Annotated in this window: 25 protein-coding genes; 6 read left to right on the forward strand and 19 right to left on the reverse strand. The window is 64.6% G+C overall.

Annotated features, from left to right (window positions below):
- Window positions 1–223: 223 nt before the first annotated feature.
- Entirely contained in the window at window positions 224–1,210 is a 987-nt protein-coding gene (locus ACR30Z_RS08875; RefSeq protein WP_434372170.1) for a malate dehydrogenase, read from the forward strand.
- Between the two features lie 6 nt (window positions 1,211–1,216).
- On the opposite strand, the gene ACR30Z_RS08880 is transcribed toward ACR30Z_RS08875, so the two are convergent.
- Complete coding sequence (locus tag ACR30Z_RS08880; protein WP_434372171.1) at window positions 1,217–2,158, reverse strand: LysR family transcriptional regulator; 942 nt, start codon at window positions 2,156–2,158, stop codon at window positions 1,217–1,219.
- A gap of 71 nt (window positions 2,159–2,229) precedes the next feature.
- Between ACR30Z_RS08880 and ACR30Z_RS08885 the strand changes: the two genes are divergently transcribed.
- Window positions 2,230–3,978: an L-aspartate oxidase gene (locus ACR30Z_RS08885; protein ID WP_434372173.1), complete on the forward strand. Its 1,749-nt coding sequence runs from the start codon at window positions 2,230–2,232 to the stop codon at window positions 3,976–3,978.
- A 31-nt stretch (window positions 3,979–4,009) separates the two neighbouring features.
- Here the strand turns inward: ACR30Z_RS08885 and ACR30Z_RS08890 are convergent, their stop codons facing one another.
- The 12 genes from ACR30Z_RS08890 to ACR30Z_RS08945 form a co-directional block, all read right to left on the reverse strand.
- Window positions 4,010–6,874 carry an FAD-binding and (Fe-S)-binding domain-containing protein gene (locus ACR30Z_RS08890; RefSeq protein WP_434372174.1) on the reverse strand — a complete coding sequence of 955 codons (2,865 nt, stop codon included), beginning with the start codon at window positions 6,872–6,874 and terminating at the stop codon, window positions 4,010–4,012.
- 137 nt (window positions 6,875–7,011) lie between these two features.
- Window positions 7,012–7,245, reverse strand: a complete 234-nt coding sequence (locus ACR30Z_RS08895) for a DUF6480 family protein (RefSeq protein WP_144652746.1) — start codon at window positions 7,243–7,245, stop codon at window positions 7,012–7,014.
- Window positions 7,246–7,370: 125 nt separating this feature from the next.
- A complete protein-coding gene (locus tag ACR30Z_RS08900; protein ID WP_144652745.1) occupies window positions 7,371–8,633 on the reverse strand; it encodes an MFS transporter in 1,263 nt (420 codons plus the stop codon).
- Window positions 8,630–9,094, reverse strand: coding sequence for a MarR family winged helix-turn-helix transcriptional regulator (locus ACR30Z_RS08905; RefSeq protein WP_244296876.1), 465 nt, complete (start codon window positions 9,092–9,094; stop codon window positions 8,630–8,632). The genes ACR30Z_RS08900 and ACR30Z_RS08905 overlap by 4 nt, the downstream gene beginning before the upstream one ends.
- Window positions 9,095–9,194: 100 nt before the next feature.
- The gene (locus tag ACR30Z_RS08910; protein ID WP_144652744.1) at window positions 9,195–10,067 is read right to left on the reverse strand and encodes an SMP-30/gluconolactonase/LRE family protein; all 873 of its coding nucleotides are present in this window, start codon (window positions 10,065–10,067) and stop codon (window positions 9,195–9,197) included.
- A 10-nt stretch (window positions 10,068–10,077) separates the two neighbouring features.
- The gene (locus tag ACR30Z_RS08915; protein ID WP_434372177.1) at window positions 10,078–11,535 is read right to left on the reverse strand and encodes an MFS transporter; all 1,458 of its coding nucleotides are present in this window, start codon (window positions 11,533–11,535) and stop codon (window positions 10,078–10,080) included.
- A 169-nt stretch (window positions 11,536–11,704) separates the two neighbouring features.
- A complete protein-coding gene (locus tag ACR30Z_RS08920) occupies window positions 11,705–12,994 on the reverse strand; it encodes an adenylosuccinate synthase (RefSeq protein ID WP_018780072.1) in 1,290 nt (429 codons plus the stop codon).
- Window positions 12,995–13,189: 195 nt separating this feature from the next.
- Window positions 13,190–13,720: a hypothetical protein gene (locus tag ACR30Z_RS08925; protein WP_434372179.1), complete on the reverse strand. Its 531-nt coding sequence runs from the start codon at window positions 13,718–13,720 to the stop codon at window positions 13,190–13,192.
- Entirely contained in the window at window positions 13,717–14,388 is a 672-nt protein-coding gene (locus ACR30Z_RS08930; RefSeq protein WP_434372181.1) for a hypothetical protein, read from the reverse strand. Before ACR30Z_RS08930 ends, ACR30Z_RS08925 begins: the two co-directional genes overlap by 4 nt.
- Entirely contained in the window at window positions 14,378–14,902 is a 525-nt protein-coding gene (locus tag ACR30Z_RS08935) for a signal peptidase I (RefSeq protein ID WP_434372182.1), read from the reverse strand. Before ACR30Z_RS08935 ends, ACR30Z_RS08930 begins: the two co-directional genes overlap by 11 nt.
- Window positions 14,899–15,558, reverse strand: a complete 660-nt coding sequence (locus ACR30Z_RS08940) for a SipW-dependent-type signal peptide-containing protein (RefSeq protein ID WP_434372183.1) — start codon at window positions 15,556–15,558, stop codon at window positions 14,899–14,901. The genes ACR30Z_RS08935 and ACR30Z_RS08940 overlap by 4 nt, the downstream gene beginning before the upstream one ends.
- Before the next feature lie 3 nt (window positions 15,559–15,561).
- Window positions 15,562–16,203, reverse strand: coding sequence for a SipW-dependent-type signal peptide-containing protein (locus tag ACR30Z_RS08945; protein ID WP_244296874.1), 642 nt, complete (start codon window positions 16,201–16,203; stop codon window positions 15,562–15,564).
- Between the two features lie 409 nt (window positions 16,204–16,612).
- On the opposite strand from ACR30Z_RS08945, the gene ACR30Z_RS08950 reads away from it, so the two are divergent.
- The gene (locus ACR30Z_RS08950; protein ID WP_144652737.1) at window positions 16,613–17,245 is read left to right on the forward strand and encodes a uracil-DNA glycosylase; all 633 of its coding nucleotides are present in this window, start codon (window positions 16,613–16,615) and stop codon (window positions 17,243–17,245) included.
- 149 nt (window positions 17,246–17,394) lie between these two features.
- Here ACR30Z_RS08950 and ACR30Z_RS08955 read toward each other — a convergent pair whose 3' ends face one another.
- Window positions 17,395–18,387: an ABC transporter substrate-binding protein gene (locus ACR30Z_RS08955; RefSeq protein ID WP_144652768.1), complete on the reverse strand. Its 993-nt coding sequence runs from the start codon at window positions 18,385–18,387 to the stop codon at window positions 17,395–17,397.
- 133 nt (window positions 18,388–18,520) lie between these two features.
- Between ACR30Z_RS08955 and ACR30Z_RS08960 the strand changes: the two genes are divergently transcribed.
- Genes ACR30Z_RS08960 through ACR30Z_RS08970 form a run of 3 tightly spaced genes read left to right on the forward strand, consistent with a single transcriptional unit; the run spans window position 18,521 to window position 21,530 of the window.
- Window positions 18,521–19,660, forward strand: a complete 1,140-nt coding sequence (locus ACR30Z_RS08960) for an iron chelate uptake ABC transporter family permease subunit (protein WP_434372185.1) — start codon at window positions 18,521–18,523, stop codon at window positions 19,658–19,660.
- Window positions 19,657–20,712, forward strand: a complete 1,056-nt coding sequence (gene fepG / locus ACR30Z_RS08965) for an iron-enterobactin ABC transporter permease (protein ID WP_144652735.1) — start codon at window positions 19,657–19,659, stop codon at window positions 20,710–20,712. The genes ACR30Z_RS08960 and fepG overlap by 4 nt, the downstream gene beginning before the upstream one ends.
- Window positions 20,709–21,530, forward strand: coding sequence for an ABC transporter ATP-binding protein (locus tag ACR30Z_RS08970; RefSeq protein ID WP_144652734.1), 822 nt, complete (start codon window positions 20,709–20,711; stop codon window positions 21,528–21,530). Before fepG ends, ACR30Z_RS08970 begins: the two co-directional genes overlap by 4 nt.
- 65 nt (window positions 21,531–21,595) lie before the next feature.
- On the opposite strand, the gene ACR30Z_RS08975 is transcribed toward ACR30Z_RS08970, so the two are convergent.
- The 5 genes from ACR30Z_RS08975 to ACR30Z_RS08995 form a co-directional block, all read right to left on the reverse strand.
- The gene (locus ACR30Z_RS08975; RefSeq protein ID WP_039239501.1) at window positions 21,596–22,018 is read right to left on the reverse strand and encodes a DUF3151 domain-containing protein; all 423 of its coding nucleotides are present in this window, start codon (window positions 22,016–22,018) and stop codon (window positions 21,596–21,598) included.
- Window positions 22,018–23,037: a class II fructose-bisphosphate aldolase gene (gene fbaA / locus ACR30Z_RS08980; protein WP_144652733.1), complete on the reverse strand. Its 1,020-nt coding sequence runs from the start codon at window positions 23,035–23,037 to the stop codon at window positions 22,018–22,020. Before fbaA ends, ACR30Z_RS08975 begins: the two co-directional genes overlap by 1 nt.
- A 178-nt stretch (window positions 23,038–23,215) precedes the next feature.
- A complete protein-coding gene (locus ACR30Z_RS08985; protein WP_144652732.1) occupies window positions 23,216–24,148 on the reverse strand; it encodes an endonuclease domain-containing protein in 933 nt (310 codons plus the stop codon).
- Between the two features lie 131 nt (window positions 24,149–24,279).
- On the reverse strand, window positions 24,280–24,978 hold the full coding sequence (locus ACR30Z_RS08990) for a TrmH family RNA methyltransferase (RefSeq protein WP_144652731.1): 699 nt from the start codon (window positions 24,976–24,978) through the stop codon (window positions 24,280–24,282).
- 95 nt (window positions 24,979–25,073) lie between these two features.
- Complete coding sequence (locus ACR30Z_RS08995) at window positions 25,074–26,246, reverse strand: hypothetical protein (RefSeq protein WP_434372189.1); 1,173 nt, start codon at window positions 26,244–26,246, stop codon at window positions 25,074–25,076.
- Between the last annotated feature and the right edge of the window lie 56 nt (window positions 26,247–26,302).

Raw genomic sequence — 26,302 nt, forward strand, 5'->3', positions numbered from 1 at the left:
GAGTGGGACACGAGGACCTCCTGGATTGTGTAACTGCTCTCGACAAGCACCACACAACACCCGGAGGTCCTCTTATTGCGTCACATCAATCCCGTGTCACCAACCTGCCGGGACACTACAGCTAGATCGTCGAAATCGCCGGAACGGCTCCAGTTCGCTGGTCCTTTCCGGCGATTTCGCGCGTCTCCAGCGATCTCGGAGCTAAGCCGGTACTGTCAATCGCATGAGCAGACCCATCAAGATCGCTGTGACCGGCGCGGCCGGCCAGATCGGCTACAGCCTCCTGTTCCGGATCGCCAGCGGTGCCCTCTTCGGCGCCGACACTCCTGTGCAACTCCGGCTCCTGGAGATCACGCCGGCGTTGAAGGCCCTTGAGGGCGTTGTAATGGAGCTCGATGACTGCGCGTTTCCCGCGCTCGATTCGGTGGAAATCGGCGACGACGCCGACCATATATTCGACGGCGTCAACCTGGCTTTACTTGTTGGCGCCCGTCCGCGTTCCAAGGGCATGGAACGCGGAGACCTGCTCAGCGCCAACGGTGCTATTTTCACGGCACAGGGCAAAGCCCTCAACAGGGTCGCGGCCGACGACGTCCGTATCGGCGTGACGGGCAATCCGGCCAACACGAATGCCTTGATTGCCATGAGCAACGCCCCGGACATCCCCGCCGCGCGATTCAGCGCCCTGACCCGCCTGGATCATAACCGTGCCCTCGGCCAGCTTGCTCGAAAAACACAAGTCCCGGTCGGGGAGATCCGCAGGATGACCGTCTGGGGCAATCACTCTGCGACGCAGTACCCGGACATCTTCAACGCGGAGTTGGCGGGCAGAAATGCGGCCGAGGTGGTGAACGATCAGGACTGGATTGAGAACGAATTCATCCCTACGGTCGCTCAGCGGGGTGCAGCGATCATCGAGGCCAGGGGCGCATCCTCTGCGGCCTCTGCGGCGTCGGCAACCATCGATGCAGCCCGCGACTGGCTGCTTGGCACCCCCGAGGGCGATTGGGTTTCGATGGCCGTTGCCTCCGACGGCTCATATGGGGTGCCCGAAGGTCTTGTTTATTCATACCCAGTGACTACCTCAGGCGGAAACTGGGAAATTGTCGAAGGACTGGAAGTGAACGACTTCAGCCGCAGGAAGATGGACGCCACAGCCGCTGAGCTTTTCGACGAGCGGGCTGCCGTGGCTGATCTCGGTTTGATCTGACCGCCGTCAGTGCCGTGGTGTTGGGGTGACCAGGCGAGCAAGGTCGGTTCCGGGCGCCGCCAGTCGGTCCACTGTGCTGAAGATGAACTCCTGCATTGCGGCTACGGCTGCTGAGGGTCCAATGTCGTTGCGTCGGGCCAGGTTGACGGTCCTGGTCAGCGAGGGATTAATCAAGCGGGCACTACGGAGTCCGGGCCGACCGATGACTACCATTGCCGGCACCACCGCCACCCCCAGTCCCCGTTCCACGAACCGCAGCACGGCGTCCATCTCGGCGCCTTCCACGGCGATCACCGGTTCCAAGCCGCCGGCGGAGAACGCAGCGTCGGTAGCCATCCGCAGCTCATAGCTTCGGTTGAAAGCCACCTGCGGAATGCGCGCCAACTCTTCGAGGGTGAGCTCTTCCGGGGAAGCCGATCCGGAGGCGGAGACAACCACCAGTTCCTCGGTCAGCAACGGAATCAGTTCAGTGCCCTGCACGGCGGGGTCCGTTCCACGGGTGACCACCAGGGCCAGGTCCAGTGCGCTTTCGTGCAGGGCATCAACCAGGAATCGCGAACCGCCTTCAGTGATGTGCAGTTCCACTCCGGGATGCGCGCTTCGGAAGGAGGCCAACACATCGGCCACCAGTGAGACACACAGGGTAGGTGGAGCGCCCAGGCGAATGCGGCCACGGCGCAACCCTGCGAGTTCGTTCATCTGCTCCCGTGCGGTCTGCGCGTCACCGAGCATGCGCCGGGCGATGGGCAGCAGGAGCTCCCCCGCATTCGTCAGGGTCGCCCCGGACGGCCCGCGATGGAAAAGAGCCATTCCAAGATCAGCCTCGAGTGCTGCGATCTGCCTGCTGAGGGAAGGTTGCGCGAGAAACAGTTGCTCCGCCGCGCGTGTGAAATGGCCCACTCGGGCGACCGTCTCAAAGGAGCGTAATTGCTCTAACTTCATGGTCATAGCGTAAGCGCATGGACTTCACTCAAACAATTCATTGGAGACATGACGCAGCTCCTTTTAGCGTTGAAACCATGAACCTCAACACCAACCCAGAACGCCTTTTGTCTACCACCGTGCTGGTCATCGGCACGGGCGGCGCCGGCCTGCGAGCGTCCATCGAACTCGCCCAACAAGGCGTGCAGGTGCTGGCAGTGGGTAAGCGCCGCAAGCATGACGCCCACACGAGCCTGGCCGCCGGTGGCATCAACGCCGCTTTGGGCACGATGGATCCCGAGGACAGCTGGCAGCAGCACGCGGCCGACACCTTGCGGGAGTCCTATTTCCTGGCCGACCCGTCCATCGTCGAGACAGTAGCCCGCAATGCGGCCCGCGGTATCGAGGACCTTGAACAGTGGGGCATGCCATTTGCCCGGGAGGAGGATGGCCGCATCTCACAGCGCTTCTTCGGCGCGCACAAGTATCGCCGCACCGCCTACGCAGGGGACTACACCGGCTTGGAAATCCAGCGCACGCTGATGCGCCGGGCCGCAGAATTGAATGTGCCGATCATCGACACCGTCTACATCACCCGGCTGCTCGTGGCCGACGGCACCATCTTCGGGGCCTATGGATTCGACATCGTTGACGGTACCCCCGTGCAGATCCACGCCGATGCGGTCATCCTGGCCGCCGGCGGACATACCCGCATCTGGCGGCACACGTCGTCCAGGCGTGATGAGAACACCGGAGACTCCTTCCGCCTGGCTGCCCTGGCCGGAGCCCGGATCCGCGACGCCGAGCTGGTCCAGTTCCACCCATCCGGCCTGGTGGAGCCCGACGACGCGGCCGGTACCTTGGTCTCCGAGGCGGCGCGTGGAGAAGGGGGAATCCTCACCAACGCGCTGGGTGAGCGCTTCATGGAACGCTACGACCCAGAGCGCATGGAACTGTCCACCCGCGACCGGGTTGCGCTGGCCGCATTCACCGAGGTCGCAGAAGGTCGCGGGACCCAGAAGGGCGGCGTCTACCTGGACGTTTCCCACCTGCCACGTGAAACCATCATGGAAAAGCTGCCTCGGGTCTATCGCACCCTGATCGACCTGCAGATGCTGGACATCACCACCACAAAAATCGAGATTGCGCCCACCGCGCATTACTCGATGGGCGGGGTTTGGGTTGCACCGGAGGACCACGGAACGGGAGTGAACGGCCTGTACGCAATCGGCGAGGCATCCTCCGGGCTGCACGGCGCCAACCGCCTGGGCGGCAATTCACTGATCGAGCTCCTCGTCTATGGGCGTATCACCGGCGAGCATGTGGCCCGCTACGTCCATTCGCGCACCCATATCGTTCGGGATTCCGCTGCCGTCGGAATAGCCCGCGGGGAAATGCAGTCACTGCTCAGTGAACGCGGAACAGAGTCCGCTCGGCGGCTGCAGCGTGAACTACGCAACCTCATGACCGAACACGCCGGGGTGGTACGCACCGAACAGGGACTGGAACAAGGACTCGCCAAGCTGACCGCTTTGGAGGAACGTGCCCAGCTGGTTACCGCCCATCCGGACATAGCGGGGTTCGATGACCTGGCCCACGCCTACGACCTGCTCGGCTCCCTGCTGGCAGCACGAGCCACCCTTGAATGCGCCCTTGAACGCCGCGAAACCCGCGGCGCCCACAACCGTGCTGACTTCCCCACGGCAGATCCCTCACTCCGGGGGAACTTTGTCTGGTCCACGGATGAGGGCGCCAGGTTCGAAAGCCTGCCGCTGGCTCCGGATTCCTTCCGCGCCTTGGCCGAGGCCAACGCGGACGACTCCGTCGCGGGGAAGCTCGTCGAGTAGAAGTCCGGAGCCAACCATCCTGGTCCGTGGTTCAGGATGGTTGGCGGGTGACCTCTTCCAGCAACTCCAGTACGTGCCGGTACTGCGAACCCGTTGCACGTGTCATGCCAAGTTCGCAGGTCCGGTTACAGGAGGCGTGGGCCGCGGCGTTCATATCCGCCACGTCGACTGCCTGACGTGCCGTCGCCGACTCCGTCAGTTCCGGATGCAACATTCCGCGGTCACCGGCAAACGCACAACATCCCCAGTTTTCGGGGATCTCCACGCGCGCTGCCACGGCCCCTGCCACTGCGCCGAGAGCATCATTGAGGCCCATCCGTGTGGACGAGCACGTTGGATGCAGGGCCAACGACTCAAGCTTTTCGTGCTGGGGCAGCCCGGGCAGGATCCGCTCGGCGGCGAAGCCGACGGCATCCACAATGCGCAGGGGAAGCTGACCGCCAACGGGGGTTTCCGATGCGACCGCATGGCGCAGGCCCTCCGTGCAGGACGACGCATCACAGACAATGGGCAACTCCCCTCCCCGGGTTGCCTCCCGGAGGGCAGCCAGTGTCCTCGCTTTCATGGTCTCCTGGCCCTCCAGCATCCCCTTGGAGGACCATGGCGTTCCGCAGCACAAGCCGTCGATGCCTTCCGGTACCAGGAGCGTGATGCCTGCGCGGGCAGACAGCTGCTCGAAGCTGTACTGCACGCCTCGGCCCGAATCTCCGGAAGAGGCACCTGCCGGCCCAAACCCTGCCGGCCCAAACCCTGCCGGCCCAAACATCGTGCCCACGCACGCCGGAAAGTACACAGCGTCAGCGTCGCCTGCCGGGAGGGTCCGTTTCCGGGCCGCCCCGCCGGCTGGAAGCTCCGCGGAGTAGAGGGGTACAGTGTCTGCGCCCAACACTGCCCGCGCCGCTTTGTTGGGGAGCGAGATGACAGCCTCCGGAAGCCTGTCCACCACGGTCAAGGCAAGCGCTGCGCCGCGGGTGACGCCCTCCCAGTGCTTGGCTGCCGTGCTCCACGCGCCGTTGGCGAGTTTGCCGGCGTCGTTCTTCCTGAGACGCTTCACCAGCGATCCGGTGTTGATGTCCACCGGACAAGCAGTTTGGCACATGCCGTCCACGGCGCAGGTTTCCACCGACTCGTAGTGGTAGTCGCGTTCCAGCTCCTTCACCAACGCCAGGTCTCCGGCCAGCCGGGCAGACTCAATGGCCCGCAGCGTGACGATCCTCTGCCGCGGCGTGAGGGTGATGTCCTTGCTGGGGCACACCGGCTCGCAATAACCGCAGGAAACGCAGCGGTCCACTTCCTCCGCAACCGGCGGCGCCGTTTTGATGTGGCGAAGATGGGCCATGGGATCCTCATCCATCACCACACCCGGGTTGAGCATCCCCGCAGGGTCGAAGAGGCGCTTGATGGTGCGCATGACGTCATAGAGCTCGTCGCCGTACTGCCTGCGAACGTAGGGAGCCATGACCCGCCCGGTTCCATGTTCGGCCTTCAGTGATCCCCCTTCGGCCAGGACAAGGTCCACCATGTCCTCGGTGAAGGCGCTGTAACGCTCCAGCTCCGATGGTGTGGCAAAGGCGTCGGTGAGCATGAAGTGGACGTTGCCATCTTTGGCATGGCCGAAGATCACGCTGTTGCCGTAACCATACTTCTCGAACAACCCGATGAGCCCCCGGCACGTGCGGCCCAGGACTGGCACCGGGACCACAACATCCTCCAGAAGTGCCGTTGTCCCCTGGGGACGCGCCCCCGCGACGGAGGCGTAGAGACCTTTTCGCAGCTGCCACAATTGACCGCGTTCCCGGGCATCGGCGGTGAACTGCGCTGGGGTCGACAAGCCCAGGCCCTGCAGGACTCCGGCACCGCCCAAGCGAAGCTCCTCCAGCTGCTCGGCGCTGCTTGCGGAATACTCCACGAGCAGGGCGGCATGGTCGCGGACCGCTATGTCATGGACGACGGCGGGCGCCCCCTTGAGCGTCTGGCCCACCTTCAGTGACAAGGCATCCATCAGCTCAATGGTTGCGGCCCCCGTATCCACCAGCGTGGGCAACGCTTCATTCGCTGACTCAAGGTCGGGGAAGACCAGGAGGCCGGCAGCAGCGTGCTGGAGGAGTGGAATGGTCCGGAAGACCGCCTCCGCCACAAAGCCCAGGGTGCCTTCGCTGCCAATGATCAGATGAGCCATGATGTCCACCGGGTTCCGGTAGTCCAGCAGTGAGTTCAGCCCATAGCCCATGGTGTTCTTCATGGAAAACTGTTGGCGGATTCTCTGCACGGAATCCGGGTTGTTCCGGACACGCTCGGCCAGCCGGGCCAGGCCCCCATACAGTTCCGGCTCCACGGCGCGGAGCTTTTGATCTGCATCCGGTGCCCCTGTATCGATCACCGTTCCGGAGGGCAGCACCAAGGTCAGGGATTCCAAGGTCCGGTAGCTGTTGTCCACGGTGCCGCAGTTCATGCCGGAGGAATTGTTGGCTACAACGCCGCCAATGGTGCACGCGGCTTCGCTGGCCGGGTCGGGCCCGAACTTTCGACCATGGCGTGCCAGCCTTGCGTTCAGTGCCCTGACCGTCACGCCAGGCTGGACGCGGACCCTGGCGCCGTCGTCGAGCACCTCGATGTCCCTGAAGTGCCGGCGAACGTCCACCAGTACGCCGTCGGTGACAGCTTGACCGCTCAGGCTGGTACCGCCGGAGCGGAGCGTCAGCGGCACGCCCTGAAGTGCGCTTGCCTGCAGCAAACCACCTACCTCGGCAGCGCTCTCCGCCGTGACCACCGCCTGCGGAATCAGCAGGAAATGCGAGGCATCGTGGGCGTTCGCGTGCAGATCAATCGCCCGGGTACTGACACCCTCTGGATTCTGCACGGCCGCACGGAAGTCGGCCAGGTCAAGGGAAGCCACTAGGCACCATCCAATTCGGTACGGGAACGCAGGAGGACCACGGTGACAGTCGCCACCAGTCCCACGTCCCAGCCTAGTCCGGAGTGGTGATGCCTAGTCCGGAGTGGTGAAGCGCCCCGGGCCATTGCCTACGCTCGCTAGTCGAAGAACCCCACGATGTAGCCGATGAAATAGAGCAGTGACAGCAAGACGCCCGCACCGATCGCCGCCAGCCAGAAGACCTGCGTGCCCTTCCTGGGTCCGCCCTCATCGTGGCCCTGCGGCCCTGCAGTCGAGGCTTCCCCGGGAGGTGTCTCGCCCGGCGGCACCCCTCCTCCGGGTTCCAGGCCAGTGAGCTTGTCTTCGTAAGGATCGGGGTTGCTTCCTGACACGGTAACTCCCTTGACTGCACGACTGGTGCTTTTGTTCAGCCTATCGGGCGGGGCGCAGCGCGCCTAGGGGGCGTTTGCTGCGGGAGGTTTGCGCCCGTCGTCGTCCGCGTGCGTCCGTTAGCCACTCAGGAAGGTTGGGCTGCGCGCCTCCGGAGCCGGGCCCCGCGTATGCGTTCACGCAGTGTCTTTTGGCTGCGGCGGCTGACCAGGACAATCGAGGCGATGCCCGCGACGAGGACTACGGCACCGCCCGCTGCCACAGCCCATCGGGGGCCGAACTCTGTGCCGATCCAGCCCATGAGCGGAGCGCCAATTGCGGTACCCCCTTGCAAGATGGCGAGGTACAAGGCCAAAACACGCCCGCGGAATTGGGGTTCCACGGACAACTGGATGGTGGTGTTGCAACTGTTGAGGAAGGTGATCGAGGCCAGTCCGACCGGGACCAGCACAGCGGCGTAAATCCAGAAGGTCGGGGAGATGCTGGCCAGGAGCGTGAAAGCACCCAAGCTCAGCGCTCCCCCGAGCATGTAGCGGAGCCGCGGGCCGGAGCGGCGGGCAGCAAGCAGCGCACCTGCAAGGGTGCCCACAGCCATGATGGAGCCCAGAAGTCCGAATTCCTCCGGTCCCATACCGAACTCGGCGGCCGACATCATGGAGTTGGTGACCGGGAAGTTCATGCCGAAGGCCCCCAGGAGCCCCACCATGACCAGGATGAGGACCAGGTCCGGGCGCTGGCGAACGTAGCGCAGGCCGTCCATCACCTGATGCTTGCCGCGGACCACCGGGGTGCTTGGCTCGAGCTGGGAGACCTTGACGCGGAAGAGGGAGATGATGACGGCCACAAAGCTTGCCGCGTTAAGCAGAAACACGGGCCCGGTGCCGATCCACGCGATGAGCACGCCGGCAATCGCCGGGCCGGTAAGCCTCGCGCTGTTGAATGATGCGGAGTTCAGTGCCACTGCGTTGGAGATTCTGTCCGGTCCCACCAGTTCGGAGACGAACGCTTGCCGGGCCGGACCGTCGATCGCTGCGGCGATTCCCAGTGCCAGTGCGGCCAAATAGACATGCCACAACTCCGCTACGCCCGTCACCACCAACAGGCCGACAACCAGCCCGCAGATCCCCATGGCGGTCTGGGTCCACAGCAGGATCACGCGTTTGCGGTAGCGGTCGGCAAGCACGCCTGCGTAGGGTCCCAGCAGCAGCATCGGAAGGAACTGCAGTGCAGTGGTGATTCCCACAGCCGTCCCGGAGTGGTTGGTGAGGACCGTCAGGACCAGCCAGTCCTGGGCAACTCGCTGCATCCACGTTCCAATATTCGACACCAGGGCGCCCCCGGCCCAGAGCCGGTAGTTGGGATTTTCCAGCGCCCGGAACATGGCACTCATTTGGCGCTCATTTCCTGCATGATGTGCGCGGCGCGGCTGAGCGTCAGTCGGTCCTCCTCGCTGAGTCCCGCAACACGCTGGGCCAGCCAGGCTGTGCGTTGGCTGCGTGCCTCCGCCAAGACTTCCTGTCCTGCGGGAGTGATGCTGATCTGGACCTGGCGTCCGTCTCCTGGATGGGATTGGCGGGCGGCGAAACCCTGGTCCGTCAACGCGTTCACGATCCGGGTCATGGAGGGGGCCTGGACGTGCTCCCGCTCCGCGAGTTCCCGGAGGGTCTGCGAACCGGCGTTGAGATGGGCCAGCACTGTGTACTGGCCCGGGGTAATGACATCGCCGGTAGCTTCGATGCGGAGCCTGCGCGATGTGCGCATCACCGCGGTTCGAAGATCGATGGCCAAGGTATCGGCACGAATGCCCTCTGCTTCGGGGGCTGCGGTGGATGCTGGGTTGGTTGCCGTCACTGGGAGGCGCCTCCTGGGATGGGATAATAGTTAGCAATGCTAATTAGCTCCGCTAACTATTATGCTCCCCTCAATGCACGAATGTCGAGCGGTGGATCGGTTAGTGCCGGCTGGCCGAGTCGCGCGTCGACGTGCGGAGCCGGTACAGGCTGGTAGTCGCCGTGATGTAGAGGTCCTTGCCATCAGGCCCGCCGAAGCACACGTTGGAAACCCGCTCCGGAACGTCGACGGCGGTCAGCAGCTCGCCGTCGGACGAGTAGACGCGCACGGCCGACCCCGCGGACGTCCACACGCGCCCTTCGACGTCAACACGGAATCCGTCCGAGGCTGCGTCGTCCTCCAGCTCAACGAAGGTCCCACCAGCCCCGCACCCGCCGCCGTCGACCGGGTAGGCAGCGATCCTGAGCGGTACCCCGAGCCCCGGTCCCGCCGTATCCGCCACATAAAGCAGCGATTCGTCCGGGGAAAACGCCAGTCCGTTGGGGTGAATGAGGTCCGTGACCACGGCCGTCAGTTCTTCCGTGATGGGGTCGAAGCGGAACACGAAGCAGCCATCATATTCCTGCTCACCTTCGTACCCTTCAGTGGTCCCCGGCAGAATCCCGTACGGCGGATCCGTGAACCAGACTGTGCCGTCCCGCGCCACCACCACGTCGTTGGGCGAATTGAGCCGATGGCCACCGAACGAGTCGACGATGCCTGTCACCACGCCGTCGTGATCCCGCTCAACGCGCCTGCGGCCGTGGCTGCACTGCACCACGCTGCCGTCGTGGTCCAGGGTCCGCCCGTTGGTGTATTCGACGGCGGTGGCGTACTCGCGCGTCTGCGCTGTGGCGGGGTTGAACTCCAGGATGCGGTTGTTGGGGATGTCGCTCCAGCGAACCGTCTGCGACTGCGGAACCCAGAGCGGGCCCTCGGCCCAGACTGTTCCTTCAAACAACTTCTCAAGGGTGCCGGTGATGAGTTCGTCCATGCGTTCGAGACTAGTCGTTGGCAGGTTCCGAACTGGGATTCCTGGCTGGTTCCGTGGTTCCGGCTTTGCTCTCCGCCGGCATGGCAAGGACTGCTGCCACAGTGAGGACGGCGCTGGCCAGCACAGCCAGGAAGACGGCTCCGGACGCTTGCACCGTGGTTTGCGGATCCGGGCCGCCGCTGGGACCGTTGGCATAAATGGCATTGGCCACTGCGCCAAAAACCGCCACACCAATGGCACTGCCGATGGAGCGTGCAAAGAGGTTGGTACCGGTGACCACGCCGCGCTCGTTCCACTCCACGCTGGTCTGCGCGGCAATGAGGCTCGGCGTTGCGACCAACCCCAGGCCGAGTCCCACGATGAAGCACGCCGCGGCCACCAGGAGGACGTTGGGGGATGAGGCAGTCAAGGCAAGGACAGCGGTGCCAATGACGGTGATCAGGATGCCGATAATGGCAGTCTTACGGAAGCCGATGCGAAGGTAGAACCGGCCGGCCTGCGACGCGCTGATCGGCCAGCCCAGCGTCAGGGCTGCCAGGGCCAAGCCAGCGAGCAGAGGTGACGTGGACAAGGCGCCCTCAAGGAACGTGGGGACGTAGGAAGTAAGCCCAAGCATCACCGCACCAACACCGAATGCGACCATCGCCGTCGTCGCCAGGAGCCGGCGAGAGACCACCCAGGGCGGCAGCACCGGCTCTGCGGCCTTCCTTTCGACCAGCAGGAACGCGACGAAGACCAAAGCTCCCACGGCGAAGACCGTGATGCTGATGGGCGAATTCCAAGCCCAGGCCTGGCCGCCCTGGAGGGCTCCGAGGATAAGCAGGCTCAAGGAGATGGTCAGGAGCCCGGCGCCCACGTAGTCGATCCGGTGCTTGGTAGGCTCAACGTTCTCGTGGAAGGTACGGATCAGCATCCAAGCGGCCAGGAGGCACAGCGGAATGTTGATGAGGAAGATCCACCGCCAGATGCCAAGGGACGCGAAAAGGCCTCCGAGCGTTGGTCCCACGACAGACGAAACAGCCCACACGCTGGCCAAGTAGCCTTGCACTTTGGCACGCTCGGTAAGCGTGTAGATGTCGCCGGCAATCGTGATCGCCACAGGCTGGACGGCGCCCGCCCCAAGTCCTTGAAGGACCCTGAACGCGATGAGTGCCGGCATACTCCACGCCACTCCGCAGAGAATCGAGCCGAGCAGGAAAAGGCCGATGCCGAGCAGGATCACCGGCTTGCGGCCCAGGACATCCGAGAGCTTGGCGTAAACGGGCACTGAAACGGCCTGCGCCAACAGGTAGGCGGAAAACAGCCAAGGGAAGGAGGCGAACCCGCCAATGTCCTCAACGATCGAAGGCACTGCCGTGGCAACTATGGTGGCATCGATCGCGACCAAGCCCGTTGCGAGCATCAGTGCAACAAGGATTGGTCCGCGCCGGGAACGGAACCCGACGCCTTCTTCAGTTGCTGTCGTCATGTCTCTGGTCCCGTCGTCATCACCGGTTTCGTTCCACATGGCGTAACCCCGCATGTCGGCGAATTAGTCCCGGATTCACGAGCCGTTCGACCCTGGAACAACAACGGCGGTCCACCTCCGGTTCCTTAAGGAACCAAGGTGACCCGCCGTCGTCGAAGTTCAGTAAAAGCTAGTCGTTGATCAGGTCGTGGACCACGATCGTCTGGTCGCGGTCCGGGCCGACACCGATGGCCGAGAAGCGCGTACCGGAGAGCTTTTCGAGGGCCAGCACGTAGTTGCGCGCGTTCTCCGGGAGGTCCTCCAGGGTGCGGGCGCCAGTGATGTCCTCGGTCCAGCCGTCGAAGTACTCGAAAATCGGCACTGCGTGGTGGAACTCGGTCTGCGTCATGGGCATTTCGTCGTGGCGCACGCCGTCAACGTCGTAGGCGACGCACACCGGGATCTGCTCGATGCCCGTGAGGACGTCCAGCTTGGTGACGAAGTAGTCCGTGAAGCCATTGACGCGGGAAGCGTGGCGGGCCAGGACGGCGTCGTACCAACCGCAACGGCGGGGGCGGCCGGTGTTCACACCGAACTCGCCACCGGTCTTCTGCAGGTACACGCCCATTTCGTCGAAGAGTTCCGTGGGGAACGGGCCTGCGCCAACGCGCGTGGTGTACGCCTTGATGATGCCGATGGACCGCGAAATACGGGTGGGGCCAATGCCCGAGCCAACAGAAGCGCCGCCGGCTGTGGGGTTGGACGAGGTGACGAACGGGTAAGTGCCGTGGTCCACGTCCAGGAACGTCGCCTGTCCGCCTTCCATGAGCACAACCTTGCCTTCGTCCAGGGCATTGTTCAGCTCAAGGGTGCTGTCGATGACCAGCGGGCGAAGCCGCTCGGCGAAGGACAGGAAGTAGTCCACGATCTCATCCACCACGATGTCGCGGCGGTTGTAGACCTTGACCAGGAGTTCGTTCTTCTGGCGCAACGAACCTTCCACCTTCTGGCGGAGGATCGACTCGTCGAAAACGTCCTGGACGCGGATGCCCAGACGGGCCACCTTGTCCATGTAGGCCGGGCCGATGCCGCGGCCGGTGGTGCCGATGGCGCGGCTGCCGAGGAAGCGCTCGGTGACCTTGTCCAGCACCTGGTGGTATGGGGCTACCAGGTGGGCGTTGGCCGAGACGCGCAGGCGGGAAGTGTCCGCACCGCGGGCTTCGAGGCCATCGATTTCCTGGAAGAGTGCCTCGAGGTTCACCACGCAGCCGTTGCCAATAATGGGAATGGCGTTGGGGCTCAGGATGCCCGCGGGAAGGAGCTTCAGCTCGTACTTCTCACCGCCAACAACCACGGTGTGCCCGGCGTTGTTACCGCCGTTGGGCTTGACCACGTAGTCAACGCGGCCACCGAGCAGATCGGTTGCTTTGCCTTTGCCTTCGTCGCCCCACTGGGCTCCGACGATCACGATAGCGGGCATGGGATCCTCCCCCATTCTTTCGGGCCAGGCCGAGATGGCTAGGCGCCGTACATGAGAATGCCCCGACGTTACCGGTGCAGCCTGCCACAAGGGCTGGCATGCGCAAGAGTTCGGGGCTCTTACCAGCCAAGTTTAGCCGATGGCGCCGCTTTCTCTTGTGTCAAGGCACAGTGGTGGACCACTCGGTGAAGTTTGCTACGCCACATTGGTGCACGATCCCCCGATGCCTGCAAGGATCCCCGCATTTGCCCGGACGGACACCGGCGTGGACCTCCAACCGTTGGCTGAGGTGAAGATATCTATGTTGAACTGGGTGTTGAATCCCAGAAGGCCACCCAACAGCGTTGCGGGTATGTCAGTGGTGTAGCCGGCCGGTGATCCTGTGGTGTTGGACGGCCCCGGATAGCCCTGCAACGTGGTCACCGTGGAACCTGCCGTGACCAGGTGAACGTCCATGACGGTGTCCGTCAGATTCGGATAGCCGGCCGGTGGCTTCCAAAAGACCCGCACGTACGCCCCAACCCCAAGGAAGACCGGGTGGTACTCGCATGGGCCGTTCAGCGTGGCAGGGGGAATGGTGATGGTCCCGAGGCTGCCGCGCACAACCTCGTCCCGCTGCCACGCTGCCTCAGTCACGGAATGCGGGCTCGACGCCGTGAAGAGCAAGACCAGCGGTAACAGCAGGGCGCCAAGAGACGCCAGGACCTTCTTCGGGGCCTTTTTCATGGGCCTGCACCCCGCAGGCGCGACAATCCAAACCCGGCCGCCACGGCAAGGAAACCGAGGAGCGCAAAACCGCCCAGCCTGGCTCCCGTTTCAGCCAAAATGCTCGACGGCGGCCCGGTTGGCTGCGCCGGGACCGAACCGGAGGCGCCGTCTCCAGAGGCGCCGTCTCCAGAGCCGCGAACGCCCACCACGATCTTCATCCGACTCCCCCGCATTTCCTGCGGTACGTCCTTTGCGAGCCACGCAGTCACCAGAACGTACTGTCCCCTGGTGACGGCCCATCCGGGTTCCATGAGGTTCATTCGCAGGCCTTCGGCCCGATTCAACTCTGTGGGCGCCAGCAGGCTCCGGTGACCTCCCGGGCAAATGCCGCCGGTCCAGGGCTGATCGCACGCACGCAACTCAACGCTGAGGTACTTCCTGAGTCCTGCGTCGTCATTGGCGCCTGGCTCCAGCCATATTTCCAGCGTGCCCGCCGCTTCACCCGGCGCGCGGATGCCAATCGCCCAATCCGCACTCCCGCCAGGGGTGAGGTGGTGCACCTGGCCAGCCGGACCGGCGTCGAGCTCCAACCAACCGGAAGGTTCCCCGTCCGCCCCGAAAGCGGGAACGGCACCCAGCAGGAGCACGCCTGCCAGCCCTGAAGCCCAAACCCCCTTACGCCGCAACGTGCTGCCCGCTCCTCCGCCGCGGCGCGTGGCGGGGCCACAGGACCCATGTCACCAGGGCGGACACCGCCACAGTCGTGGCGCCAAGGACCACCGGATTGGCCGCCGCTGTCAGCGGATAGGCGAGTCCGGGCGCGGACCAGAGAACCAGCCGGACGCGCTGCACTACATAGGGTGCGGGGTCGGATTCGGTGTTGGCGTCGCCTTTCATGGTGATGGTCCGTGCTGCCCCGTCCGCGGGCCCGATTGTTTGGACCCGGTGCGTGATGGGGAGCTTTCCCGGCCTGTCCACGGTTACGACATCGCCAATGGTGACCTCGGCTGCGGGGATCTCCCGGACCACGGCGAGTGATCCAGCCGGAATGGCTGGTGCCATGGAACCCGTCTTGAACATGATCAACGTGATGTTGAACATGAGTGCGCAGACCACGGCAAGGATGCACACGGCACCGCCCGCAGCTGCCATATTCAGCAGGGCTTCCCGTAGCCGGCCGCTGAGCGGACGGCGGTTCATGTGCTTGAGGTGGCAGTGAACTGCCAGGTAGCGGTGGCCGTCTGGCCCTGCAGGGCGTTGTTGGCGCCCACCGGCAGGGTGACCTCAAAGCAGAATTGCGTCGGCGCCCCGGGCAGCGTGGCCGTAGCGGCCGCCAAGGGATTCACGATACCGGCCGCCTGGCCCGAGGTGAACGGCTTGGCTCCGTCGCTACCCACCACAAACGCAGGCGTCCCTGTGAAGGCAGACGCGGCGCAGGTGGCTGATCGCACCACCCGGTAGCGAAGCGCCGCCCCCAGGTCTGCGGTTCCGATGCCGCTGCTGGTCACCACAGGAACACCCAGGACAACCTCGCCAGCTACCGACGTCGCCTTGGTCCGGATGGCGAAGGGCGCGTAGACAACTGTGCCCGGGCTCATGGAAACGGCATTGAACACCAGCGCCGCCCCGGGAGATGCGTCGTTTGGGCTCCATGTTCCCTGGGCGTCATAGGGTTTGGTGACGTTGGATTCCGTGACGAACACGCTGGCCCCGAACGACCCTGCGGCAAAGTCACTGTCTGTCCACGACGCCAGTGTCACCGTGCTGCCGAGTCCCAGCACCAACGCTCCGGCGAGGATCGCACGGATGCGGAGGAGCGCCGCACCGTGCTTGGTCTTGGCTTGTCGACGACCCATGGATCACTGCGATTGTGCGGCGAATTCCCAGGTGGTGGACCCTGTTTGGGCTTGGACAACCGCGCCCGCCGTGACCCTGAAGCAGAGGTTCACGGGGGCTCCGGGGTCGGTGCCGGCTCCCTGGGCCAGATCGAAAGTGACACTTGCCGGCGTCGATCCCAGCGTCTGTCCGGCAGTGACCAGTGTCTCCGTTACGGTCTCGGCGCAGCCGAAATCTTCCGACTGGGTGAGCTCGTAGGTCAACCCCGCCAGCGAGCCCGTGGAGGCCTCAGTGGACAGGGTGACGGTGGCATCGTACGTGGAGGCTCCGTCCAACCTGACGGCAAAGGGAGCCGTGACCACGTCACCGGGCGACAAGTTCGCAGGATTCGTCGTGAAGCCCAACGTGGCCGGAGAGCCCACGGGGTTCTCCGTGAAGGTTGTTCCGTTGGTACTGCCCTGCAGGTTGAAGGAGCCTGCTGTGAAGGTGCCTTGCGCGAAATCGGAATCGTTCCACGCGGCCAGGGTGATCGCCGCACCAACTCCGAGGACCAGGCCACCGGCCAGGATAGCGCGGACTCTGGGAGCCTTTCCGGGGCTGCCCTTGCCCCGCTCCAGATCCGCTTCTGAGGATGAACCTGAGGACGTTTCTGTTGATGCAACCACTATTACCCCCACGATAGATGTGATGCCGTCGATCGAAAGATCGGAGCCCGGAGGTGGGGGTCCCCGGATGGTTTCCCCCAAAACCGATAACTTCAACCCATCATCCCCGCGCCACAAAGTCAACGGGTTCAGGGGCACGGCCCGATTTCAGCCGGATACTGCCCGCTGCGAATTGCAGCTTGTTCAGCATGAGCGGCCTCGCGACGAACAACTCCGCCGTCGAGATACCCGACACGTTTCCCGGGCAACACGCCGCGTCGCATTCGGAGGCGCGCCGCACCGGGCCCCGTTCACCCCCATAGTCCGGTAAGGTTAGTTAGCCCCCAACAGCACCCTTTGAGGTTCGGCAGCGGCATGCCCGCGGCCCCTTGGAATGGTGCGCTGTAACACCTAGGAGACCTAACCCCTGATGCAAGAACTGGCGACTGAATCACCCGAAGAAATCCTCTGGAACCGCCGCTACGAACCGCACATTGCCGAGGTCAACGAGCTGTGCGACTCCATCAAGGAGCAGAAGCCGGGCAGCGAGGTCCTCTACATCGACCCCGCCCACAGCATGGATGACTGCCGCATCGTCAGCCTTTTCTCCAACCAGCGCACCAACACCGGCGAGGGTTTCATCACCCCGGGTGACGACGAAGCCAACACCCGCATGCTCGGCATGCAGTGGCAGTTGGGCCTCCGTCCCGAGCTCATGATGCCGTGGAACGCCTACCCGTGGATCGAACCCAATGAGGAACCGGGCAAACTGACTCCGGCCAACATCACCGAGGGCCTCAAGCCCCTGCTTCGCCTTCTCCAGCTCTTGCCGCGCACCTCGGCCCTGGTGGCACACGGCAACGAAGCACACCGCCTCGCCGACCAGCTCATGAAGGCCGCACCGGCCAGCATTGCCCGCCGCGGCTTCAAGACCTTCAAGGTCCGTTCGCTCGGCGGCCGTTCCTTCGCCGGCACTCCGGTCCGCCAGCAGGAATACCTGGACGCCATCCACGGCGCCTACGCCGAGGCCATGGCACGCACGGGCATTCCCCGCAAGGCCTGATTACACCTTCGTTGTGGGGCCCGCTTTGCACCCCAAACCCCCGGGAAACCCCGCAGACAAGGCCCCACAACACACACGACGACGGCGGCCCTCACCATTCCGGTGAGGGCCGCCGTCGTTGTTGGGGTGCTTGTGTTGGGGTGGTGGCGTTAGCCCACCAGCATGCTGCGAAGGTCCTTCAGGATCAGCTGCGCGCCTGTGGGGCCCAGGCCGAGGAACCAGACGTCGTCGCTGACGGCCTTGGCCTGGCCGGACTTGACCGCACCGAGCTTGGGCCAGACCGCGCCTTCAACCACGGACGTCTCGCCGGTGGCTGCGGGATCGCCGTAGCTGCTGTAGAAGATCCAGTCGGCGTCGCCTTGCTCGATGTTCTCGGCCGAGATCTCGGCTGCGAGTTCGTCGATGTTCTGGTTTTCCGGGCGGGCCAGGCCGGCGTCCTTCAGGATGACGCCGATCAGCGACTTGTTTGCGTACAGGCGGATCTTGCCCGGCAGGAAGCGGACCAGGGAGATCTTGGGGTCGCCTTGGACGTCCTTCTTGAGGGCGTCAGCTTGCTCCTGGTAGTCGTTGAGAGCCTCCACAGCCTTGTCTTCCTCGCCCAGCGACTTGCCCACCAGGAGGAAGTTTTCCTTCCACGGGAAGCCCGGGCGGATGCTGAAGACCGTGGGGGCAATGGCGGACAGCTGCTTGTACAGCTTGTCGGCGCGCAGTTGGCTGCCCAGGATGAGGTCCGGCTTCAGCGCCGCAATTGCTTCAAGGTTGAGGTCTTGGATGGTTCCCACCGATGCCACATCCTTGACCTTGTCCGCCAGGTAGGTGGGGACGGGGTTGGCGCCTTCGGTAGTGGCCATGCCCACGGGCGTGATGCCGAGGGTCACGACGTCGTCGAGTTCGCCGGTATCGAGGACCACCACGCGGGCGGGCTTCTTCTCCAGCGTGGTTTCGCCGTTGGCGTGCTTAAGGGTGCGCGGGAAAACGCCGGGGGCAGCGTCCGTGCCGAGCTTGGCCGTTTCCTGGTCGGCAGTGGTGAATTTGGAGCCGCCCGTGGCAACATCAACGTTGCCGGCAGTGGAACCGGAGCCACCACTGGTACCGCAGCCCGCGAGGAGGGCAACCACGACGGCGGCACCGGCCACCTTCATCGCGAGTTTGCGCACTGCAATTTTGCGATGGGGGGAAGCCTTGCGCGGCTCTACTTCAAAATCGTCATTTTTCACTGGGTAAGGCTAACCTAATTAAGGCACACTTCTGTGACGTTGTGACAACCGTCACGGAATGGCCGTCTTATTACTGCCCCACCTCTCCGGAACGGTCCCTGTTGTGTCCCCATTGATGGCTCCTGCTCCCAAGCCACAAGCCGGCGAGCCAGCAAGCACCGCCCCGCCAGCCGACAGCACGGCCCCACGGTCCGGCGTCGTTACTAAATCCCGCTGGCGGATCCTCTTCCTGGTCCTCGCGGCGGCAGTCCTTCTCGGAGCCGTGGTGCTGAGCCTGGGAGTCGGAGCGAAGTTCATCCCGGCGTCCACCGTTCTGGAAGCCTTCACCAACCCGCAGGACACCGCCGATCACGCGATCATCCTCGAAAGTCGCTTGCCGAGGACGTTGATGGGGATCGCCGTCGGAGTTGCCCTGGGTGTAGCCGGGGCGCTGATTCAGGCCATCACACGAAATCCGCTGGCCGATCCCGGCATCCTGGGGGTCAACGCGGGTGCATCGTTTGCGATTGTTCTGGCCATTGGCGTCTTCGGCATCGGATCGCTGAGCGGCTACATCTGGTTCGCGTTTGCGGGGGCCATTCTTACGACGGCGGCCGTGTACCTCATCGGCACCTCGGGCCGGAACGTGGTGAATCCCATCCGGCTGACACTGGCCGGAGTTGCCCTGGGCGCGGTCCTCACCGGTATCGGCTCCGGGCTCACATTGTTGAATCCCAAGGCCTTCGACCACCTTCGATCATGGAGCATCGGTTCGCTGGACACCCGCAGCATGGTGTCGGTCCTGACCGTGGCGCCGTTCATGGGCGCGGGGCTCCTGGTCGCCTTGTTCTGTGTCCGCGGACTCAACGCCGTGGCGTTGGGCGACGACCTCGCCACCTCCCTCGGCGCCAACGTCAACCGCACACGCATCCTGGGCGTCGTCGCCATCACCCTCCTCAGCGGCGCAGCAACCGCCGGGGCCGGGGCCATCGGCTTCGTGGGACTGATGATTCCGCACGTGGCCCGGTGGATCGTGGGTCCGGACCAGCGCTGGATCCTGGCCACCACGGTGATCCTCTCCCCCATCCTGCTGCTGGTATCGGACGTTGTCGGCCGGGTTGCCGCGCCCGGTGAGCTGCAGGTAGGTGTGGTGACGGCCTTCATTGGTGCGCCGGTACTGATCGCGCTGGCCCGCCGCCGGAAGGTGAGCGGGCTATGAGCCGCCTGGACTCCATCGACTTCGGCCGGCCTGTTGCCGTGGTCCGCAACCGTTCGCTGAGCCTTCGGTTCGATCTCCGCAGCATCGTCGTCTGCCTTCCACTGATCCTGGCCGCGCTTGCCGTTGCCGTTGCCTCACTGGCCACCGGCGACTACGAGGTCTCCGTGCCGCAGGTCCTCCAAGCCTTTACGGGCGATGCTCCGGGACTCGCCCAGACCATCGTCATGGAGTGGCGCCTCCCCCGGGTGTTGGCGGCGTTGGTGTTCGGTGCGGCGCTTGGTATGAGCGGCGGCATCTTCCAGTCCATGACCCGCAACCCGCTGGGCAGCCCGGACATCATCGGCTTCAACACGGGTGCTTACACTGGCGCGCTGATCGTGATGCTGACCGTTGGCGGCGGCTACCTTGGCATCGCAGCGGGTGCCCTTGCAGGTGGCGTCCTCACCGCCCTGGCCGTCTATCTGCTGGCTTACCGCCGTGGTTCCCAGGGCTTCCGGCTCATCATCGTGGGCATCGGCATCAGTGCGATGCTGGCCGCCTTGAACCACTGGCTCATCCTGCAGGCCGAACTTGAGGCCGCCCTGGCGGCAGCCGTTTGGGGAGCCGGGTCCCTCAACGGCATCACGTGGGAGCAAGCGGCGCCTGCCGCCGTCGTGGTTGTTGTGGTGGGCCTGGCCACGCTGGCTGTGGCGCGCCGGATGCAGCTTCTGGAAATGGGCGACGACGCCGCCCGCGCCTTGGGCGTCCGGGCGGAGCCGACCCGTCTGCTCCTGCTCATCCTGGGCGTTGCGCTGACGGCTGCCGTCACTGCGGTGGCCGGTCCCATCGCGTTCGTGGCCCTCGCGGCACCGCAACTCGCACGTCGACTCACCCGGAGTGCCGGCATCACCCTGATGCCTTCCGCGGTGATGGGCGCCTTCCTGCTGGTGTCCAGCGACCTCGCGGCGCAACGTCTCTTCGCTCCGATCCAACTGCCCGTCGGCGTTGTCACGGTGTGCATCGGCGGTATCTACCTCGTCTGGCTGCTGGCCAGGGAAGCAAGGAAATCATGAGCCTCACCACTGCCGCGCCACAGCTCCACGCCGAAGGCCTGACCATCGGCTACGAGCAGCGCATCATCTCCGAAAACCTCAATGTGCGCATCCCCGAGGGGCAGTTCACGGTGATCGTCGGGCCGAATGCCTGCGGCAAGTCCACGCTGCTGCGTGCCCTCGCCCGGCTCATCAAGCCCCGCAGCGGAGAGGTGCTGTTGGACGGGAAATCCGTGACATCGCTGCCTGCAAAGGAACTGGCGCGCCGGCTCGGGTTGCTCCCCCAATCTTCCATTGCTCCCGACGGCATCACCGTGGCGGACCTCGTGGCACGCGGCCGCTACCCGCACCAGAAACTGCTGCGGCAATGGTCCGAGTCCGACGAGGCCGCCGTCGTTGACGCCATGGAAGCCACGGGCGTCGCGGCCTTGTCCGGGCGGCTGGTGGACGAACTGTCCGGCGGCCAGAGGCAGCGCGTATGGGTGGCCATGGTGCTCGCCCAGCAGACCCCGCTGATGCTCCTGGACGAGCCCACCACATTCCTGGACATCGCCCACCAGATCGAGCTGCTGGAACTGTTCCGCGAGCTCAACCTGGACAAGGGCCACACACTGGTTGCCGTGCTCCACGATCTCAACCACGCCAGCCGCTACGCGGACCACATCATCGCCATGAAGGACGGCGTGGTGGTGGCCGAAGGTGCCCCCGCCGACGTCATCACCGAGTCGTTGGTGGAGGAAGTGTTCGGGATGGCCTGCAGGATCATCGACGACCCCGTGACGCACACGCCGCTGGTGGTCCCGCTGGGACGCCCGCGGCACTCAGCCGTCACGGACTAACGCCCTTAACGACGACGGCGACCCTCGCCTTTTGGTGAGGGTCGCCGTCGTCATTTGCTATGGCTTTAGCGGGCTTCGAGCGCTGCCTTGGCCTTCGGGTCCGAGTCGTTCAGGAACTTCTCGATCCGCTCAGGTTCTTCAGCTTCACCGATGGCCGATGCTGCGCGGCCCAGTGCGTAAAGCGCACGCAGGAAGCCCTGGTTGGGCTCGTGCTCCCACGGGATGGGTCCGACGCCGCGCCAACCGTTGCGGCGCAGCGAATCGAGGCCGCGGTGGTAGCCGACGCGGGCGTAGGCGTAGGACTCGATGGTCCGGCCTTCCGCCCAGGCTTCCTCAGCCAGGATGGCCCACAGGAGGGACGACGTGGGGTTCTGCGCTACGAGGTCCAGTGCTTCCTTGCCGAGGGCCAGGTGCTGGTAGATCTCGTTTTCGGCGGGCAGGAGCGTGGGCTCCGGCCCCATCAGGTTCTTCCGGAATTCGTCGGACATTAGAAGGTCTTGCCCACCGATCCGAGCTGCTGGGCGGCTTCGACGATGCGTGCGGCCATGCCGGCTTCGGCGGAAGCGCCCCAGACGCGGGGGTCGTAGGTCTTCTTGTTGCCCATTTCGCCGTCGACCTTCAGGACGCCGTCGTAGTTGGAGAACATGTGGCCGGCAACGGGGCGGGTGAACGCGTACTGGGTGTCGGTGTCGATGTTCATCTTGATGACACCGTAGGAAACGGCGTCAGCGATCTCCTGCTCCGTGGAGCCCGAGCCGCCGTGGAAGACGAGGTCAAACGGGCTTTCCTTGCCGATCTTGGCGCCAACCTCAGCCTGGATCTGCTTGAGCAGTTCGGGGCGGAGCTTCACGTTGCCCGGCTTGTACACGCCGTGCACGTTGCCGAAGGTCAGTGCGGTCAGGTAGCGGCCGTTTTCGCCGGCACCCAGGGCCTCGATGGTGGCGAGGGCGTCCTCGGTGGTGGTGTAGAGCTTCTCGTTGATCTCGTTCTCAACGCCGTCTTCTTCGCCACCAACGGTGCCGATTTCGACCTCGAGGATGATCTTGGCGGCAGCGGCACGCTCCAGCAGTTCACGGCCGATGCGCAGGTTCTCGGACAGGGTCTCGTGCGAGCCGTCCCACATGTGCGAGTTGAAGATCGGGTCCTTGCCGGCCTTGACGGCTTCCTCGGAAGCGGCCAGCAGCGGCAGAACGAAGTCCGCCAGCTTGTCCTGCGGGCAGTGGTCCGTGTGCAGGGCGATGTTGACGTTGTAGTTCTTGGCAACTTCACGGGCGAACGCGGCGAAGCCCAGGGAACCGGCCACCATGTCCTTGACCGAAGCGCCGGACCAGTAGGCTGCGCCACCGGTGGAAACCTGGATGATGCCATCGGATTCGGCCTCGGCGAAACCGCGGATCGCAGCGTTCAGAGTCTGCGACGACGTCACGTTGACCGCGGGGAAAGCGAATCCGCCAGCCTTTGCGCGGTCGATCATCTCGGAGTAAATCTCTGGGGTTGCAATGGGCATGGTGACTCCTATGCTGAATTCGTCTGTGGGTTGGTAACCCTGGAGTAGACCGCTTACGGCTAGCACCCATCCTAGCGATATCCGCGGGGACGCCGTGTTTCGGGTCACGGGGGCTCTTAACACTTCCGCCGAGTTGGCATTTAATGACAATCCCGCGCGCTGCAATTGTCATTGAGTGTCACCTCGCGCGCCAGCCGCGGCTTTGGAGCGCGCGGCGGACTTTATGTACGACGGCGGGCCGCTCACCTTCGAGGTCATGCTTGGAAATCCGGACTTCCAGCCAGCCAAGGGCGAGCGACTTCTCCTGGCGCTCGATATCCCGCAAGTGTTGCTCGGCGCCGCCATGGTGATGGCCGTCGTATTGGAGGGAGACCCGGTGCTCAAGGTAGGCGGCGTCCGGCCACAGCACGGCATGGCCGAACTGATTGCGGATCGCGTGGTTGAGCACGGGTTCCGGCAGGTTCGCGTTGACCAGGGCCAGGCGCATCCGCGATTCGGGGGCGGAGTCGGCGCCGACGCGGATGAGTTCCAGTGCCGCCCGCGCCGTCCGCACTCCCCGCATGCCCGGATGGCTTCCCACGGTGTGCTTCAACTCCTCGATGCTGCACAACGCTTCCTTGGGTACCGGGAAATCGGGGCCATGGGAGCACACCAGGTGGTCGCCGGCTACAACCAGGTCCTCCACGGTCCACAGCGCGGCCAAGTCCAGCCACGTCCGCGCGGGCGAAGTGACCCGGACGCCGTCGTACTCCACTGTTTCCTCCGGAAGGAGGGTGAAGAGGTGACCCGCCACGTTGACCCTGCGGGGAAAACTGAATCCCCGCCGTCGTGCAAGATGAATGCGCCAATCTCCACTGTGCCGGGCAGGCACGGGGATACCCCAGATCCGCGCCGCCGACAGCGAGACGAGGATGGAGGAGTCATCCAGGTCCGTGTAGGCGCGCAAGGCGGCGGCTCCGGAAGCATCGGACGCGGCCGGGACTCGAATTCCCCGGGAAACCAGCAGCAAGTCCTTGGCACGGGTCCGTGACCGGGTTACCCCGGCCTTGTCCGATGCGTGCACAGAGAATGAACCCGTGGCCAGATGATCCGGAAGTGGTGCCCTGCGCATGCCCCATTCTTGCCGGTCTGCCAGGGCGCCGACCGGGTTATCCACAGCCAAGGCCGCACCCGCCCCGCCGAGATGGCACTTAATGACAATCCGACGCTCCGGGACTGTCATTAAGTGGCATCTCGGGGAAGCTATGAGACCGGCTGTTGGAACACGTGGCGGCGCACCCACGCATGCATGGCGATGGCTGCGGCGGAGGCTGCGTTCATGGAACGCGTGGAGCCAAACTGCTCAATGGACAGGGTTGCGACGGCGGCATCGTGCACCTCAGGCGTGAGGCCGGGGCCTTCCTGCCCGAACACCAGGACGCAGTTCTTGGGGAGGTCGTAGGTCTCCAGCGGCACGGAATCCGGGAAGATATCGATGCCGATCACGGCAAGCCCCTCCCCCTCAGCCCACTGGACAAAATCCTCGACGGTGGGGTGGTGGCGGACGTGCTGGTAGCGGTCGGTGACCATGGCCCCGCGACGATTCCACCGCCGTCGACCAATAATGTGGACCTCCTTGGCCAGGAAAGCGTTGGCCGTGCGCACCACCGTGCCGATGTTGAGGTCGTGCTGCCAGTTCTCAATGGCAATGTGGAAATCGTGGCGCTTGGAGTCCAGGTCCGCCACGATCGCATCGTGCTTCCAATAGCGGTACTGGTCCACGACGTTCCGGCGGTCGCCGTCCCGCAACAGATCCGGGTCCCAGTGTTCGCCGACGGGCCAGTCGCCTTCCCAAGGCCCGACGCCGACCTCCGCCTTCGCTTCGGCCTCGCCTTCTGCGGTGGTCCCCTCCTGGGACACGGCAGGGGCGGGCAGGGCTGTGTTGGGGGGTAGGTCAGTCACCCCTCAACTTTAGCCCTGCCGTTTCCCCGCTTGAGTCCGTGCCCCGATTGAGCCCGTGGCCCGATTGAGCCCGTGGCCCGCTGGAGTGCGGGCTCCTAGACCATCTTCCACTTGTTGATGCGGTAGGAGTTACCCAACTGTTCGAAGAGCCCCGGGTGCGCGTCCCAGTACGTCTTGTGTCCGCTGACGCCCAGCATTTGGGGGGTTCCCCATGGCGTCACCGAGAAGAGGTTCACTGCCTGGATGGCTTCACCACGGGCGTTGGTGCAGGTGAATGCGATCACCACGGCCTCGCCCCGGCGGAACTCACGGATTTCCGGCATGGAGGTCTTGAAGTCGGAGGTGCACTTGTGGCCCACCAGGTTCTGCGGCAGTTCAGTGGCTGTCATGCCCTTGTATCGGGTTTCGATGTCCTTGATGGCTGCCTGGACCTCCTTCGGGTCCTTGCCGAACTTGCCCTCGTCCGACTCCGCAAAGAAGGCGTAGGCGAGCGCTATACCGTCACCGTCGGTCTCAACAGTGCCCTGGGCTTTCTTCTGGATTTCCTCGCCGGATGTCGGGTCCTTGGTGATGCCGAACGACTCGTCGTGGGTCCACTCGGCCAAGTACTGGAAGGACGATTCCCCCGTCACCCATTTGCTGAACAGCGGATCGCCATCAGCCGGAACGTTGCTGGGGCCAGCCAACCCGTCCCAACCAGCGGGCAAGGGGATGGCCCCGGCCGGGATGTCGGTGGACGCCGACGCGTCACCGGAAGGCTCAGCCTCGGTGGACGGATCCGCAGAAGGCTCAGCGGCGGCATCCGAGGCGGCATCCGAGGACGTCACCGACGGCGACTCAACAGCCACGGGCTTAGTCATCGCCGGGATCAGCCATGTGAACGCAACTACCAGCGCAATAATCACGACGACGGCCACGCCACCCAGGATGAGGAACAGTGACTTCTTGTTGTGGTCACCCGGGTTCTGGCCGGGTCCGCCGGGCTGGCCCGGGTAGGGTCCGCCCGGATAGCCGGGCTGGCCCGATCCGCCGGGATCGCCGGGCTGGCCCGGGTAGGGACCGCCCGGCGGGGGGAATCCCGGTTGCGAAGGCAAGGCCTCGGTCTGGCCTTCCGGAGGCCGGGCCGGCTGCTGTGCTTCCGGCTGGTAGATGGGCTGGGTCTGGCCCGGCTGGTACTGGCGGTCCGGCTCCTGGCCGGTGTCGTAGCGAGGCTGCGGCACGCCATCCGGGGTGTAGGGAGGCTGCGGCGCTCCGTTGTTATTGCTCATGGCAGGCCCTTTCAAATGCGTAAGTGGGGACCTACTGGAGCGCCGGCGACACGAAA

Source organism: Paenarthrobacter sp. FR1, from assembly GCF_051106045.1.
GTDB lineage: Bacteria > Actinomycetota > Actinomycetes > Actinomycetales > Micrococcaceae > Arthrobacter > Arthrobacter nitroguajacolicus_A.